The sequence below is a fragment of the Sinomonas sp. P10A9 genome (genome assembly GCF_041022165.1).
Classification (GTDB): Bacteria; Actinomycetota; Actinomycetes; order Actinomycetales; family Micrococcaceae; genus Sinomonas; species Sinomonas puerhi.
In genome coordinates this window covers 3,402,738-3,417,133 of the sequence record NZ_CP163302.1, presented here as the reverse complement: position 1 = coordinate 3,417,133, position 14,396 = coordinate 3,402,738, and the positions used below count along the sequence as shown (strand labels likewise).

Genomic DNA, 14,396 nt, shown 5'->3' with positions numbered 1-14,396 from the left:
CCGGACAGTGTCGAATGAGCATCCCCGACAATGAAGAAAGCCCCGCGGCTACGGCCGCGGGGCTCTTGTCTGGTCGGGATGACAGGATTTGAACCTGCGACCTCTTCGTCCCGAACGAAGCGCGCTACCAAGCTGCGCTACATCCCGATCCGTCGCTTGGGTCTCCCCGGAGCAACTCATCTAGAGTACCCGATTCGCTCCGTGATCGTGAAATCGGAAAGCGGCCCGCTTCGGGCCGAGCAGCGGGCTCGAACCACTGCGCAACGCCCCCGATCCACGGCATCCGGACCACCGCATCCGAACCCACGCACCCAGACCGCGGTGACGCTGAATGATGGCGATCGCGGCGGGCACGGTAGCAGGAGCGCCCAGATGGTCAGAATGGCGGGGGTTCTTCCTCGCGCCCGGCGGGTGGTGGCCCGGCAGGTGGTGGTCCGTCGATCTGAACGGGCGGTTGCGCGTCAGACGGGTGTGCGTTGGATGGGTGCGCGTTGTTCTGCACGGCCGTCGACGGTCGATCTGGCTTCGTGGGACGCCGTGCGCCCTCGGTGTGTTCTGTGGGGATCGAACCAATGGTCGGTGTCGTTGCCGGCTTGACGGCCCCCGACGATATCGGGACCTGCACATGGGGCACCGTCATCGTTTGAGGGGCCAGAGGGTCGTAGACGATGCCGAGGAGCCGATCGCGATCGCTCGGGGTGGTTGTCCGCTCATATCCGAGCATTGTCGTGAAGATCATTGTCCCTGTGGGCTCCGCATACTGGGAGTCGGTATCGAATGCGGCCTGCGCGGCCTGCTGGCGCGCCTGGACCAGTGCCACCGACTTCAGGGCATGGTGTTTGCGGCACAGGTGTGCCAAGTTGTCGGCGTCCGTTGCGCCCCCGTCCTGCCATTCATGCGTGTGATCGAGCTCAGCACTTTCAGCGGGGCGCGTGCAGCCCGGGAAGGTGCAGGTTCCATCGCGATACTTGAGGAAGAGACGCAGTGCTTCGGGCGGTCGGTACGTGGTGCGCCCGAGCCGGAGCGGCGTTCCCTCGCTGTCTGTCCACAGCCTGCGCCACGCTGGCGCAGAGGCAGCCAGGGAACGCGCGGTGGCTGCGTCGATCACCCCAAATCCCTCGAGGTAGGCGGTGTCCGGATCGGTGACGCCCCCAGTGCCTGATGTGCATGCCTCGTCACTGGATGCATGAGCGGCAGGGAGGCTCGACGAGGCCAAGTGCACCACAATCTCGGCCTTGATCGACGAGATGAGATCCTCTGGAACATCGATCGGGTCCGGAAGCCCGAGAACGTCGGCGGCCTCGATGCCTGTGACGGTGTCGGCTCGGGTCTGGTCGGCGTATCGGAACTGGTCGATATTGTCGCGCTGGCCGGTGTGCTCGGCCTCGGGCTGGGCGGCGTTGTCGTGCCGGCTGGTGTGGTCGGACTGGTCGGGCTCGTCGGACTGGCTGCCGGTGTCTGCCCGAGAGGTGCTGATCGTCCCGGTGAGGCCAAGGGAGGCGAGGACATCGTGCCGAAGCTGGGGGAGTGTGCGATGCTCGGCGGGTGCGCGGTGGGCCGCCCGCGCGATGGAGTCGATCCGCTTGTACATCGAGAGGCCAGTCTCAGCAGGCATGAGGGCCGTGAGCGACATCATGCCGTCCTGCTCGGGCGCACACCACACACCTCGCTCCGAGGCCGCAGCGCGTTTCCGGACGGCGATGCTCTCTGGGTGCAGCTTCTCGCGAAGGTCCCGGACCGCTCTGCGGAACTCCGCAGGTGTCCGCAGGCGACCGGATGCAGTGCGGGCCTTCCCGAGAGCCTGAAGGCCGAAGGGCTCGGCGACGATCTCGGGAAGCGTCCCAGCCTGATCCACGATGGTCCGGGCATGGTGCTCATGGATGTCGCCCGACTCGAGCGCTTCGAGAACGCCGAGGTGGGTGGCGCACAGGGCCTCAGAGACGTTGAGGAGCCTGGCGGCTGCCGACTCGCTCGTCTCCTGAATGGTCGCAATCTCGGTTACGGCGAGCCCATGCGCCAAATTCCCGTCGAGCCGGGTGGGCTGGCCGTCGCGCACCGGGAGCGGCTCGTTCGCGATGCCCTCCCGGACGCGTTCGACGGCCGTGGCCTGCAATGCCGTTGCGTAGGCGATGAGCCGGGGGACCTCTGCGAGGATCTCAGCAGCGATGCGGTGGTCCATCAGGGACGGGTCAACGGTCCAGAGGCGCCCGCGGATCCCAGAGGAACTGCGTGGGGCAAACGCCATGAAGTCCGAGGGCCGATCGTGCAGGTCTGCGGTGCTGGGCACTGTCGTCATGGTCGTTTCATCCCCTCGACTCTATCGAAAATACATACAGTAAATCTTCTAATGATTCGAAAATATATTCCCATCATAGGTTGCCAGACGCTCGAGCGGAAGAGGAGAGAGGGAAGAACCCAGACGGGAGCGACTCGACCGCACGCAGGCTAGACGAGCGAGTCGCGCCACGCTCCATGCAGGGCAGCGAAGCGTCCTCCGCCGGCCAAGAGTTCCGCAGGTGTCCCGTCCTCGACGATGCGCCCGCCGTCCACGACGAGCACACGGTCAGCGATCTCGACCGTTGACAGCCGGTGGGCGATGATGATCGCCGTCCGCGCGTCGGAGCTAGTTGACTGGGCGCCAGGGCGACCACCCTGAACGCCGGGTCGAGCCTCCTGTCCGTCAGTCGGGCGAGGTGCGGAAGCGGCCACGCCACGGTGATCCGCAGGTGCGCTGGGACGGCTGTCCTGCTCGTCCCGACCAGCCACCCGTGGCGGCGGTCCACCCTGAGGCGCCCCGCCGCCGTCGTCCGCACGCCCGCGTGCGTGAGTGTCGCCGGCAGTGTCTCGGGCAGAGCCGACGGCAGTCCCGCCCAGGAGTCGCGCGAGGCCCGTCTGGACGAGCCGCTCCGAGGGGATGTCCAGCGAGCTCGTGGCCTCGTCGAGGATGAGCACCGCCGGGGCCGCCAGCACCGCCCGCGCAAAGGAGATGAGCTGACGCTGGCCCGCCGAGACGCGGCCGCCGCGTTTTGTCACATCGGTGTCGTAGCCGTCCGGCAGCGCTGAGATGAACTCGTGCGCGCCGACAGACCGCGCCGCGGCCTGGATCTCAGCGCGGGAGGCGTCCGGCCGCCCGAGGGCAATGTTGTCCGCCACGGACCCGGAGAACAGGAACGCCTCCTGCGTGACCATCACGATGGCGCGCCGCAGGTCCGCGGTCGAGAGCTCGCGGAGGTCGACGCCGTCGAGCCTCACTGCGCCCGCTGAGGGGTCGTAGAACCGCGCCACGAGCTTCGCGAGCGTCGACTTCCCGGCACCGGTCGCCCCGACGAGCGCAACCGTCTGACCTGCCGGAATCCGGAGCGTGAACTCGGGCAGCACCTCTGGCCCGGATCCATACGAGAAGGCCACTGACTCGAACGTCACCTCGCCCCGTGCCGCCGGGAGCGGCACCGGGTTGCGCGGCGGCTGGACGGTGGGAACCTCCTCGAGCAGGCCGGAGACCTTCTCGAGCGCCGCCTGGGCGCTCTGGAACGAGTTGTAGAACATGGCGATCGTCTCGAGCGGACTGAAGAACCGTTTGGTGGAGAGCACGACGGCGAGCAGGACGCCGACTGCCAGATTCCCCTCAAGGACGCGGAACGAGGCGACGAGCAGGATCACGGCCACGGTCACGTTTCCCGTGAGCACGAGTCCCGGCTGGAACACGCCGTTGAGCATGACGGACCGATAGGTCGCCACGGCGTAGTCGTCGGCGAGCTTGCCGTAAGCGGCGCTGTTGGCGCGTTCCTTGCGGAACGCCTTGACCGCGCGGATGCCTGTCATCGTCTCGACGAAGTGCACGATGAGCCGGGCTGACACCACGCGTGAGGCCCTGAAGGCCCGCTGCGACCGTATCTGGTACCAGCGCGCGATCAGCGTCATCGGCACGGCCGCGGCGAGCATGATGAGCCCCGACGGCCAGTCGAGCGCGAACACCGTGATCGCCGTGAACGCCATGAACAGCAGGCCGGACGCGAGTGAGCTCACGCCCGAGTCCAGCAGTTCGCGCAGCGCCTCGAGGTCCGAGGTCTGCCGCGAGATGATGCGCCCCGATGTGTACGTCTCATGGAAGTCGAGGCTGAGCCTCTGCGTGTGCCGGAAGACCCAGACCCGCAGGTCAAGGAGCATCGCCTGGCTCAGCTTCGCCGTGGAGGTCACATACCCGGCCGTCAGCAGGGCCGTGATGAGAGCCGCAGCCAGGTACCCGCCGCCGGCGAGCCACGTGAGCGCCGGATCGCCGGACGCGAACGCGGGCAGCGCCCGGTCGATCCCGAACGCGATGATCGCCGGGCCGGCGGCGCGGGTGGCCTGCGAGACGACCACCATCGCGAGCGTGGCCCACAGCCTTGCGCGCACCGGCCGCAGGAGGTTGCCGAGGAGTGTGAGCGAGCGACGCCGCACGGTGCGGCTCGCCTCCCACGTGAGGTCGACGGCGTCCTCGCCGCGCGTGCCACGTTCGCCCTGGGGGCGGGTTGGCTGGGGGCTGCTGCCGGAATTCTTGCGGTCGCCGTTGCGACGCACGCCGCCGCCGGGCCGGGTGGGACGCTGGCTCACCGGGACTCGGCCTCCTCGGGCAGGAAATCGTCCAGATCGGGTTCGTGCTCCCTGTCGAGGTCGCTCGGCTCCTCGGGGAGGCTCGCGATGACCCAGCGATAGTGCTCGCTGCGCGCGAGCAGCTCGGCGTGCGTTCCGACGTCCTCCACGACGCCGTCCCGCAGGAGCGCGACCCGGTCCGCGAGAGCCACGGTCGAGGGGCGGTGCGCCACGATGAGCGTCGTGGTGTGCGCGAGCGCGTCGCCGAGCCGCTCGGACACGCGCTCCTCCGTCGCGATGTCGAGCGCGGAGAGGGGATCGTCGAGGATCAGCACGGAGGGCCGCGCCGCGATGGCGCGTGCGAGCGCGATGCGCTGCCGCTGCCCGCCGGAGAGGCTCAGGCCCTCCTCACCGATCGTCGTGTCGAGGCCGTCGGGCAGAGAGCGCGCGAAGTGGGCCTGTGCAACGTCGAGCGCTTCTTCGAGCAGGCGATCGGCCTCCGCGCCCTCCTGCACGGGCGCGCCGAGCAGGACGTTCTCGCGCACCGAGGACGAGAACAGCGTCGTGTCTTCGAACGCGACCGCGACGAGCCGGCGCAGCTCAGCGAGGGGTAGATCGCGGACATCGATCCCGTCGATCTCGACCGCCCCGCCCGAGACGTCATAGAGGCGTGAGACGAGCTGCAGGAGCGTCGTCTTTCCCGAGCCCGTCGCGCCGACGAGCGCCATGGTCTCGCCGGGTCGGATGTCCAGCGTCACGCCGCGCAGGACGTCGCGCGGCGGGTCTGCTGGTCGCGACGCGGTGGACGGGGCTGCAGCGCGAGCCGAGCTCGCGGCGTCGTGCGCGGCTGCGTTGAACGCGAACCGGACGTCGCGGAAGGCCAGCGCACCGCGCGGGGCGGTGACGTGCCGCGGCGACTCAGGATCGGTGATGGTGTTGCGGGCGTCCATGACCTCGAAGTGGCGGTCGACCGCCGTCTTCGCCGTCAGGGCCATGCCCACGAGCATGCCGCTCGCCTCGACGAACTGCGCCACGGCGGCCGAGGTCGCGAAGAAGGCCGCGAGGGATCCGAGGCTCAGCTGCCCCGACGCGGCAAGCCATATCCCGGTCACGAGTCCCGTGCCGAGGGCGAGTTCCGGCAGCAGGGTCACGACGAGGCTGAACAGGGCCTGGTGCCTCGCCTTTGCCACTTCGGTCTCGCGCAGCTGCTGGGCCTGCTCGGTGAAGCCCTCGAGGGCCTCGCGCGCGCGGCCGAAGGCCTTGAGGACGCGGATGCCGTGGACGGACTCCTCGACCGTGGTGGCGAGGTCGCCGGCCTGGTCCTGGCTGCGCCGCGTGGCAAGGGAGAAGCGGCGCCGGAAGATCGCGCCGTACACCATGATCGGCACGGCCGCCGCGAGGAAGATGAGTGCGAGCTGCCACGAGAGAGTGAACAGCAGGACCACGCCGAGCGTCACGGTGCTGAGCGAGACCACGAGGAAGATCGCGCCGAACGCGAGCCAGCGCCGCAGGAACGCGAGGTCCGCGATCGAGCGCGAGAGCAGCTGGCCTGAGCCCCAGCGGTCGTGGAATGAGACGGGGAGGTCCTGCAGGTGGTCGTACATGGTAACGCGCATCTGCCGCTCGAGTCCGATGCTCGGCTCGATCACGAGCACGCGCCGCAGGTAGATCATGGTCGCCTCGAGCACGCCGAGGAGAAGTACGACGCCGGCCGCTCCCCACACGGCCGACGGCTGGGTTCCGCTGTGCACGAGTTCGTCGATGACAAGGCGCAGCACCTGCGGCACCGCAAGGGCAAGGGCGGACGCCGCAAGGGCGACAACGAGGCCTACGAGGAGGCGCGGCACGATGGGCCGCACGATCGGGCCGAGGCGCGCGATCGAGGCCCAGTACGGGGTCTGCTGGGGGCCTGATCTGTGGGAGGAAGCAGGCTTGGGGTCGACGGGGGCGTGCTGTGGCATGCCGGGGCTCACACACCTCGGGGTAGGAAGTAGTTAGCGGTGGCAACTACCCTACGCCTGCGTGCCGGGCTGTGGATCACACCCTCGGCGTGAGCGTGAGCAGGACGGCCTCGGGCCGGCACGCGATGCGGATGGGTGCGAAGCGGGACGTGCCGATGCCGCCTGAGACATTGAGCTGGACCGAGCGGCCCGCGTTCTCCCACTGCGTGAGGCCTTTGGCCCGCCACGTCGGCAGGTCGCAGTTGGACACGAGGGCGCCGTAGCCCGGGAGGCAGATCTGGCCGCCGTGCGTGTGGCCCGCGAGGATCAGATCTGCGTCGGCATCCGTGAAGTGGTCCAGGACTCGCTGGTAGGGGGCATGGATGACGGCGACCTTGACGTGGGGCCTCTCCTCGTGGCCCGACGCCCCGCGGGGCCAGTCGGCGTAGCGCTCACGCTTGAGGTGCGGATCGTCGACGCCCGAGAAGTCGAAGCGCACCCCGCCCAGATTCACCGACTGGGACCGGTTGGTCAGGTCGATCCAGCCAGCGGACCCGAAGCCCGTGAAGAGGCGCCGCCAGTCGAGGTCCACTCGGTCGGGGAGGGGCTTCCGGTTGGAAGGTCCCAGCAGGTACGCAGCGGGGTTCTTCGCGACCGGCGCGTAGTAGTCGTTCGAGCCGGGAACGAAGACGCCCGGGAACTGCAGGAGAGGGGTCAGTGCCTCGAGAAGGGGCACCACGGCGTCCGGGTGGCTCAGGTTGTCGCCCGTGTTCACCACGAGGTCCGGCGCCAGATCCGCGAGGCTGGCCAGCCAGCGGACCTTGGCGGTCTGGCCCGGCACGAAGTGGATGTCGCTCAGGTGAAGGACCCGCAGCGGCCGGGCGCCGCGGGGAAGGATGGGGACCGACTCTTCACGGAGCGTGAACTGGTCCTTCTCCCACCACCCGTAGGCTGCAGCCGCCGCACCGGCGCTCAGCCCGAGGCCTGCGACGAGTGCGGCGCGCCTCGCCCCGGCGCCCATCGAGGCGGCGAGCCGCGCCGTCGTCGAGCGCTGCATCGACTCGGTCACGCGTCAGCCGTTGCCCTTGCCCGGCTTGGTGGCCGTGGGCTGTGGAGCGGGCGCTGGCTGCGAGTTGCCCTGGTTCGACGCTCCTTGATCCGTCTGTCCCGTCTGGGAGGCCGTCGGCGCGGGCGTCGGCTGGCCGCCGATGAGGTTCTGCGGCGGGGCGTCGAAGCCGCCGTTGTCGTACAGCGGGGCTGCCTTCTGCATGAAGTACGCCCACTGCGGACCCGCGATGAAGGCACCGTCGACCGACTTGTAGAACCTGCCGTTGATCGTGAGGTTCTGACCGTAGGTGGACGAGAACGGGTCCTTGAGTGCCTCTCCGAAGAAGGAGGCGGTGGCGAGGCCCTTCGTGTAGCCGACCACCCAGGTCTGGTTGTTGAAGTTGTTCGTACCCGTCTTCGCGGCATCCGCGTACGGGAGCTTGATGGTGTTGCCCGCAGCATCCTTGATGTTGTAGCCGGAGCCCTTCGTCAGGACGTCCTGCAGCACGTTCGTCGCCGCCTTCGCCACCTCGGGCTTGATGGCGTTCTGCTGGCAGGTCTGAGCCTGCCCGCCGATCTTCTTGCCCTGGAGGTCAGTGACCTCGGTGATGGAGATCGGGGTGCAGTACGTGCCGTTGGCCGCAAACGTGGCGAAGGCACTGGCCATGGTCAGGGGGGCCACGTTCATACCGCCGAGCAGATTGCCGAGGATATGGAGGTCGAGCTTCTTGCCGTTGCCCTCGCCGTCGTGCATTCCCAGCGCGTCCGCCGCGCGCTGGATGTCGCAGAAGTCGTTGAGGGCAGCAGCCGAGGCGAAGGTCGCGGTGTTGATGGACTGGTAGATGCCCTCACGCACCGACATCGGCCGGTACCAGTTCGGCTCGTCGTTCTGGAGGTCCGTCGAGCCCGAGACCGTGTCGTCATACCAGCCGACGACCGGATCACACGTGGTCTTCCATGGATAGCTCTTGGGGTAGCGGCGCTGGGCGGCGTTCACGATTGCGTTGCTCGACTTGCCCTCGTTGAGCCACGCCGTGAGCGTCACGGGCTTCATTGTCGAACCGGGCTGCATGCCTCCCGCGCCGCCGAGGGGGTTGCCGGAGGCATCGGCCCGGTCGACGTTGACGTTGTAGGAGGTCACGAAGTTCGAGCCTTGGCCGTCGAGCATGCGCGAGTTCTGCGCCATCGAGACAATCTTGCCCGTTCCGGGCTGGACGGTCACGAGGGAAGCCGCCCACTTGAGCGGGTTGTCTCCGGCGGTCGCGTCGACCTGCTGCTGAGCGGGGCCTTGGAGCCTCGGGTCGAGCGTGGTCTTGATGGTCAGGCCGCCGCGCATGATCTTGGCGGTGCGCTCCTTCTCGTCCGCGCCATAGGCGGGGTCGTTGAGGATCTGGTGCAGCACGTAGTCGCAGAAGTACTGGGCCGTTGCGGCGTATTGGCAGCCCTGCTTCGGCGGGGTGACCTTAGTTTCGACCGGTGCCGCGACGGCGGCGTCGTGGGCCTTCTGGTCGATCTTGCCGTGCTGGAGCATCGCGTCGAGCACGAGGTTCCGGCGCTGCTTCGCGTTGTCCGGATGGGCGATCGGATCGTAGAGCGACGGGCTGTTGACGAGGCCTGCCAGGAGCGCGGCCTGAGGGAGGGTGAGGTCCTTCGCGTTCGTCGAGAAGAAGTACTGGCTCGCTGCCTGGATGCCATAGGCATTGGCATTGAAGAAGACGATGTTGAGGTAGCCCTCGAGGATCTGGTCCTTCGTGAACTTCTTCTCGAGCGCGATGGAAAGCTTCATCTCGCGCAGCTTGTCTCCCACGCCCTTGTTGAGGCCGTTGAGGAGGACCTGATCGTCCTTGCCCTGCGCGATGAGGTTCTCGTTGATGACGTTGTTGACGTACTGCTGCGTGAGCGTCGAGGCGCCCTGCTTGCTGCCCTTGAGGTTCGCGGCGAGCGCGCGCAGGATGCCGGTCGTGTCGACGCCGCCGTGCTCATAGAACCGGTAGTCCTCGATGGCCACGATGCCGTCCTTGATGTACGGCGACATCTGGTCGAGCGTGACCTTGGTCCGGTTCTCCGAGAACAGCGTGGCGATCTGCGACCCGTCGGAGGCGAGGATCTTGGTCACCTGCCCAGGAGGTTCGACGGTGAGCTCACTGGGCAGCCCCTCGAAGAACTGCACCGAGCCGCTCGCCGCGCTGCCTGTCACAGCAGCTGCGGGCACCATCAGGCCTGCGACAAGCACGCCACAGATCGCACTCACCCCAAGGAAGGCAAGGATCTTGCCCAAGGTGGTGGCAGTGTCAAAGAGAGGGTTCTTGCCAGACGCCATGTGTGCCAGTCTAACGGGAGGGGCTAATCTGGCCTCATGACCGCCTGGGAATACGCGACCGTGCCCCTCATCGTGCATGCCACGAAGCAGATCCTCGACCAGTGGGGCGAGGACGGCTGGGAGCTTGTCCAGGTCGTCTCCGGACCCGGCGGCAACGGACTTGTCGCGTACTTGAAGAGGGAGAAGCAGGCATGAGCCAGGAGCAGTTCGCGAGCGCGGCAGACACGGCCGCGGAGGTGAGCAGCGCCGTCGAGCGTCGCCTGGCCGATCTCGGCCTGACGCTCCCCGAGGTCGCAGCGCCTGTCGCCGCCTACGTTCCCGCAGTCGTCACCGGCTCGACCGTGTACACCTCCGGCCAGCTGCCGTTCGTCTCCGGGCAGCTGCCCGCTACCGGCAAGGTCGGTGCGGAGGTGAGCGCCGAGGCTGCGAAGAAGTACGCCGAGGTGTGCATCGTCAACGCGCTTGCTGCCGTCAAAGCACAGATTGGCGACCTCGACCGCGTCACGCAGATCGTGAAAGTCGTGGGGTTCGTGGCCTCCGATCCGCAGTTCACGGGCCAGCCCGGCGTCATCAACGGCGCCTCCGAGTTGCTCGGCAAGATCTTCGGCGAGGCGGGCACCCACGCCCGCTCCGCCGTCGGCGTCGCGGTCCTGCCGCTCGACGCGCCAGTGGAGGTTGAGTTGATTGCCGACTTCGCTTAAGCGCCGCTTCACCCTGCCCAAGCGCATGCAGGGCGCGGCCCGCAGCTGGCTCGAGGAAGCCGACCGCGTTCCGCGCAAACCGCGACTCGCCTCGTCCGTGGCTCTCGTCCGGGATGCACCCGACGGGACCGAGACGTGGCTCTCCTACCGCGGCGGCGAGTCGCCGCTCGGCGTCGTCGGGTTCCCCGGCGGGTCGGCAGAGAACGCCGATCAGGACACCTTCGACTGGTTCGGCCCCTCCGTGGGCCAGTGGGCCGAAATCCTCGGGACCGAGGACTATGCACTCGCGCGCCTGCACGTCGTCGCCGCCATCCGGGAGCTCTTCGAGGAGACGGGCGTCCTGCTCGCCGGCTCGGACGAGTCCGTGGTGGTTGAGGGCACCACGAGCGCTGAGTGGGTGCGTGCCCGCGAGGCGCTCGCCCGGCAGGACATCAGCTTTGCGGACCTGCTCGCGAAGCGTGGGCTCGGGCTGAGGACCGACCTGCTGCGTTCCCTCGTGCACTGGGTGACGCCCGACTTCGCGCACCGCCGATTCGATACCCGCTACTTTGCCGCGACCCTTCCCGTGGGTCAGACGCCCACCCTCCTGCCGAGCAAGGGCGTGTGGGGCCAGTGGGTCAGCGCCCGTGAGGTAATGGCCGAACGCGACACGAGCGCCCTCGGCGACGTGATCGGCGAGGCCGACACGCGCGGGCTCGCCCTGCCGGAGCTGCTGGTCCCGGCGACGGAGATCATCCTCGCCAAGATGGGCAAGGCCAAGGGCTGCATCGCGTATCTGAGCGTCAAGCGGAGCAACCACCTGTACCAGGCACACCTCGTCGAAGAGGACGGGCAGCTCTACCTCGAGGTCGATGCACCCGGAGCCGTGGCGCCACCGACCGAGGCACTGCGCGTCGTCGGGCCTTAAGCCCGCAGGCACCACAAACACCCGCACCACAAACATGAGGAGCCGGACCCCGAAGGGTCCGGCTCCTTACGTTTGCGTGGCTGCCGGTCTCGGCTGCGCTCAACCGGCTTTGGCGCGCGAGCTGGCTTTGATCGTCAGCGGGAGCGCTGGCGGAGGCGCTGCATGTCCAGGATCACGACGGCGCGTGCCTCGAGCCGGATCCAGCCGCGCTGGACGAACTCGGCGAGCGCCTTGTTGACCGTCTCGCGCGAGGCGCCGACCAGCTGGGCGAGCTCCTCCTGGGTGAGCTCATGGGCCACGAGCACGCCGTCGGTCGCGGGGCGTCCGAAGCGGTCGGCGAGGTCCAGGAGCGCCTTTGCGACGCGGCCGGGGACATCCGAGAAGACGAGGTCGGAGAGCGAGTCGTTGGTGCGGCGGAGGCGGCGCGCCAGAGCCTGGAGGAGCTGTGCGGAAACCTCGGGCCGCGAGCGCAGCAGCGCCACGAGCGCCTCGTTCTTGAGCCCGGCCAGACGAGTCTCGGAGACGGCCGTTGCTGTCGCCGTGCGGGGGGCCGGATCGAAGAGGGCCATCTCGCCGAAGAGCTCGCCCGGGCCGAGGATGGCCAGGAGTGATTCGCGCCCGTCCGGGGACGTGCGGCCGAGCTTGATCTTGCCGGAGACGATGAAGTACATCTGGTCGCCCTGGTCGCCTTCACGGAACACCGAGGCGCCTCGCGAGAGGTCGACTTCGGTCAGCTCGTCCATCAGCAGGCGGAAGGCCTCGTCGTCGAGCGTGGTGAAGAGGGGGGCGCGGCGCAGTACTTCGAGGTCCAAGGCAATCTCCTAATGTCAGTGCGTTCACATGCTTGCGCTTGACTCATTCTTTCAGATGCTCAAGGCGTTTTGTGACGAACTTGGCATGCGACACAGCCAAGGAGGCCCGGAATCCGGCCCCTGACGGGGTCTGGGACGCCTCTGGCCTTCAGTTGGACGTCAGGCGGCGCCGATAGAATCCGAGGGTGAATCTCCTGGACGTCCTGCTCGTGCTCGTTCTCGTGGGCTACCTCGCCAACGGGATCCGGGCGGGATTCGTGGTGAGCCTGGCAGGCATCCTCGGGTTCGTCGCGGGCGGCATCGCCGCGTTCTTCGCCGTGCCCCTCGTCAGCGGTTGGCTCGGCGCGGGCGCCTGGCGCGCCGCCGGCATCATCATCGCGGCCGTCGTCCTCATGGCGGGGGGCAATGCCGTCGGCTCGGCGCTGGGACACCGGATCCGGCGGGGGATTCGCTGGAGGGGAGCCACCGCCATCGACCGCGGACTCGGCGGCCTGGTCAGCGTGGTGGTCGCCGCGCTCGTCATCTCGATGACGGCCTTCACGGTCTCAACCATCGGCGTCCCGGTCCTCACGCAGCAGATCGCCGGCTCGGCGGTGGTGCGCGCGCTCGACGCCGCAACGCCGGCCCCTGTGAAGGAGCAGGCCGCGGCGCTGCGCGCTTTCGTGATCGGTGACGGTCTGCCGAAGCTCATCGAGAGCATCGCGCCCACGAAGCCCGTGCCGGTGCCCGAATCGGTCGATACGAACGAGCTTCGCGCTGCTGCACCGTCCATCCTGAGGATCACCGGCACGGCCTACCAATGCGGCCAGAATCAGACGGGATCCGGCTTCGCCGTGGCGCCGGACCGCATCATCACGAACGCCCACGTGGTCGCGGGGGTGAGCGAGCCCGTCGTCGAACTTCCGGGTGGTGGCGCGAGGAGCGGACGCGTCGTGTACTTCGACGCCGTCCGCGACCTCGCCGTCATCGCCGTCGACGGACTGCACGTCGCCCCGCTCCCGCTCACTGGGACGAGCTCCTCGGGGACGCCCGCGGCGTTCGGCGGGTACCCGCTCGGGGGGCCGTACCAGTTGCGGCCCGCCGTCATCCAGGGCACGACGACGGTCCTCGCCCCGGACATCTACGGCGCCAACGAGGTGCCCAAGCAGGTGTACCAGATCTCGGGCAACGTCCAGCAGGGCAACTCCGGCGGACCGCTCCTGACCCTCGACGGGCAGGTGACCGGAGTGGTGTTCGCCAAGAGCGACTCGACGGCGGACGTCGGCTACGCCATCACCATGGAGGAGCTCACGCCCGTCGCGGCGCAGGCAAGCGGCCTCACGCAGCCGGTCCAGCCGGGCGTGTGCACCAGGAAGTAGCGGCGGCACAGGCGGTGGGGCCCGGGCGCTGCAGGGCGGCGCGCTGCCCGGCTCTTACAGCGCGACGGGCTTTCGGGTCTCCGTGAGGTCCGCGAGGTATTCGATGGCGAAGCGGTAGCCGAGCACGCCAGCGCCCGCGATGACGGCCTTCGCGATGTCGCTCAAGTACGAGTGGTGCCGGAACGGCTCGCGCGCGTGGACGTTCGTGATGTGCACCTCCACGAGCGGCAGCTCGGCTGCCGCGATCGCGTCGCGGATCGCCACGGACGTGTGCGTGTAGGCACCCGCGTTGAGGACAAGCCCGAGCACCTTTCCCCGCGCCGCATGGATCGCGTCGATGATCGCGCCCTCATGGTTCGACTGGAAGCACTCGGCCGCGAGCCCCTGCCCGGCGGCCGCTTCGGCGCAGAGTCGCTCGATGTCGGCCAGCGTGTGGGTTCCGTACTTCTCAGGTTCGCGCGTGCCGAGGAGGTTCAGATTGGGGCCGTTGATGACGAGGACCGTGCCTCGGGGCGTCTGAGCAGTCATGGATTTACTCTAGGCGGCTTGCGTGGGGTGCTTCCCTGTGTGTCGTGACGGAGCTATTCTTGCGGTGTTCCTGGGGTTACGGGGAACATGCATCCTGGTTCGGCGCGGCCTCGGCGCCGAAGCGGTTGAGCGTCTGCTGGGAGCGTACGACGCCGCATGGCTGGCTTGCGCCGTTGGCGTGGGCCGGCGTTTCTGAGCCGGTAGTTCCTGC

The 14,396-nt window shown here is 68.3% G+C and carries 11 protein-coding genes and 1 tRNA gene; 4 read left to right on the top strand and 8 right to left on the bottom strand.

The features are described from left to right. Positions 1 to 70 precede the first annotated feature (70 nt). From AB5L97_RS15615 to AB5L97_RS15590, 6 genes are all read right to left on the bottom strand, one after another. A tRNA-Pro gene (locus AB5L97_RS15615) sits at positions 71 to 147 on the bottom strand. A gap of 229 nt (positions 148 to 376) precedes the next feature. After that, positions 377 to 2,296, bottom strand: coding sequence for an HNH endonuclease signature motif containing protein (locus tag AB5L97_RS15610; RefSeq protein WP_369045341.1), 1,920 nt, complete (start codon positions 2,294 to 2,296; stop codon positions 377 to 379). A 149-nt stretch (positions 2,297 to 2,445) separates the two neighbouring features. Beyond that, positions 2,446 to 4,593, bottom strand: coding sequence for an ABC transporter ATP-binding protein (locus tag AB5L97_RS15605; RefSeq protein WP_369045340.1), 2,148 nt, complete (start codon positions 4,591 to 4,593; stop codon positions 2,446 to 2,448). Then, the gene (locus AB5L97_RS15600) at positions 4,590 to 6,533 is read right to left on the bottom strand and encodes an ABC transporter ATP-binding protein (protein WP_307955765.1); all 1,944 of its coding nucleotides are present in this window, start codon (positions 6,531 to 6,533) and stop codon (positions 4,590 to 4,592) included. Before AB5L97_RS15600 ends, AB5L97_RS15605 begins: the two co-directional genes overlap by 4 nt. Before the next feature lie 76 nt (positions 6,534 to 6,609). Next, complete coding sequence (locus AB5L97_RS15595; RefSeq protein WP_423246859.1) at positions 6,610 to 7,569, bottom strand: metallophosphoesterase; 960 nt, start codon at positions 7,567 to 7,569, stop codon at positions 6,610 to 6,612. A gap of 15 nt (positions 7,570 to 7,584) precedes the next feature. Continuing rightward, positions 7,585 to 9,879: a transglycosylase domain-containing protein gene (locus AB5L97_RS15590; protein ID WP_307955764.1), complete on the bottom strand. Its 2,295-nt coding sequence runs from the start codon at positions 9,877 to 9,879 to the stop codon at positions 7,585 to 7,587. Between the two features lie 36 nt (positions 9,880 to 9,915). On the opposite strand from AB5L97_RS15590, the gene AB5L97_RS15585 reads away from it, so the two are divergent. Genes AB5L97_RS15585 through AB5L97_RS15575 form a run of 3 tightly spaced genes read left to right on the top strand, consistent with a single transcriptional unit; the run spans position 9,916 to position 11,487 of the window. Beyond that, complete coding sequence (locus AB5L97_RS15585; protein WP_307955763.1) at positions 9,916 to 10,074, top strand: DUF4177 domain-containing protein; 159 nt, start codon at positions 9,916 to 9,918, stop codon at positions 10,072 to 10,074. Continuing rightward, entirely contained in the window at positions 10,071 to 10,580 is a 510-nt protein-coding gene (locus AB5L97_RS15580; RefSeq protein WP_307955762.1) for a RidA family protein, read from the top strand. The genes AB5L97_RS15585 and AB5L97_RS15580 overlap by 4 nt, the downstream gene beginning before the upstream one ends. After that, positions 10,564 to 11,487 (top strand): NUDIX hydrolase, encoded by a 924-nt coding sequence (locus AB5L97_RS15575; protein ID WP_369045339.1) that lies wholly within the window; start codon positions 10,564 to 10,566, stop codon positions 11,485 to 11,487. Before AB5L97_RS15580 ends, AB5L97_RS15575 begins: the two co-directional genes overlap by 17 nt. Positions 11,488 to 11,621: 134 nt before the next feature. Here AB5L97_RS15575 and AB5L97_RS15570 read toward each other — a convergent pair whose 3' ends face one another. Beyond that, positions 11,622 to 12,299, bottom strand: coding sequence for a Crp/Fnr family transcriptional regulator (locus AB5L97_RS15570; protein ID WP_307955760.1), 678 nt, complete (start codon positions 12,297 to 12,299; stop codon positions 11,622 to 11,624). Positions 12,300 to 12,484: 185 nt separating this feature from the next. Between AB5L97_RS15570 and AB5L97_RS15565 the strand changes: the two genes are divergently transcribed. Continuing rightward, the gene (locus AB5L97_RS15565; RefSeq protein ID WP_369045338.1) at positions 12,485 to 13,657 is read left to right on the top strand and encodes a MarP family serine protease; all 1,173 of its coding nucleotides are present in this window, start codon (positions 12,485 to 12,487) and stop codon (positions 13,655 to 13,657) included. A gap of 54 nt (positions 13,658 to 13,711) precedes the next feature. Here AB5L97_RS15565 and aroQ read toward each other — a convergent pair whose 3' ends face one another. Continuing rightward, positions 13,712 to 14,185 (bottom strand): type II 3-dehydroquinate dehydratase, encoded by a 474-nt coding sequence (gene aroQ / locus AB5L97_RS15560; protein WP_307955758.1) that lies wholly within the window; start codon positions 14,183 to 14,185, stop codon positions 13,712 to 13,714. Positions 14,186 to 14,396: the final 211 nt, after the last annotated feature.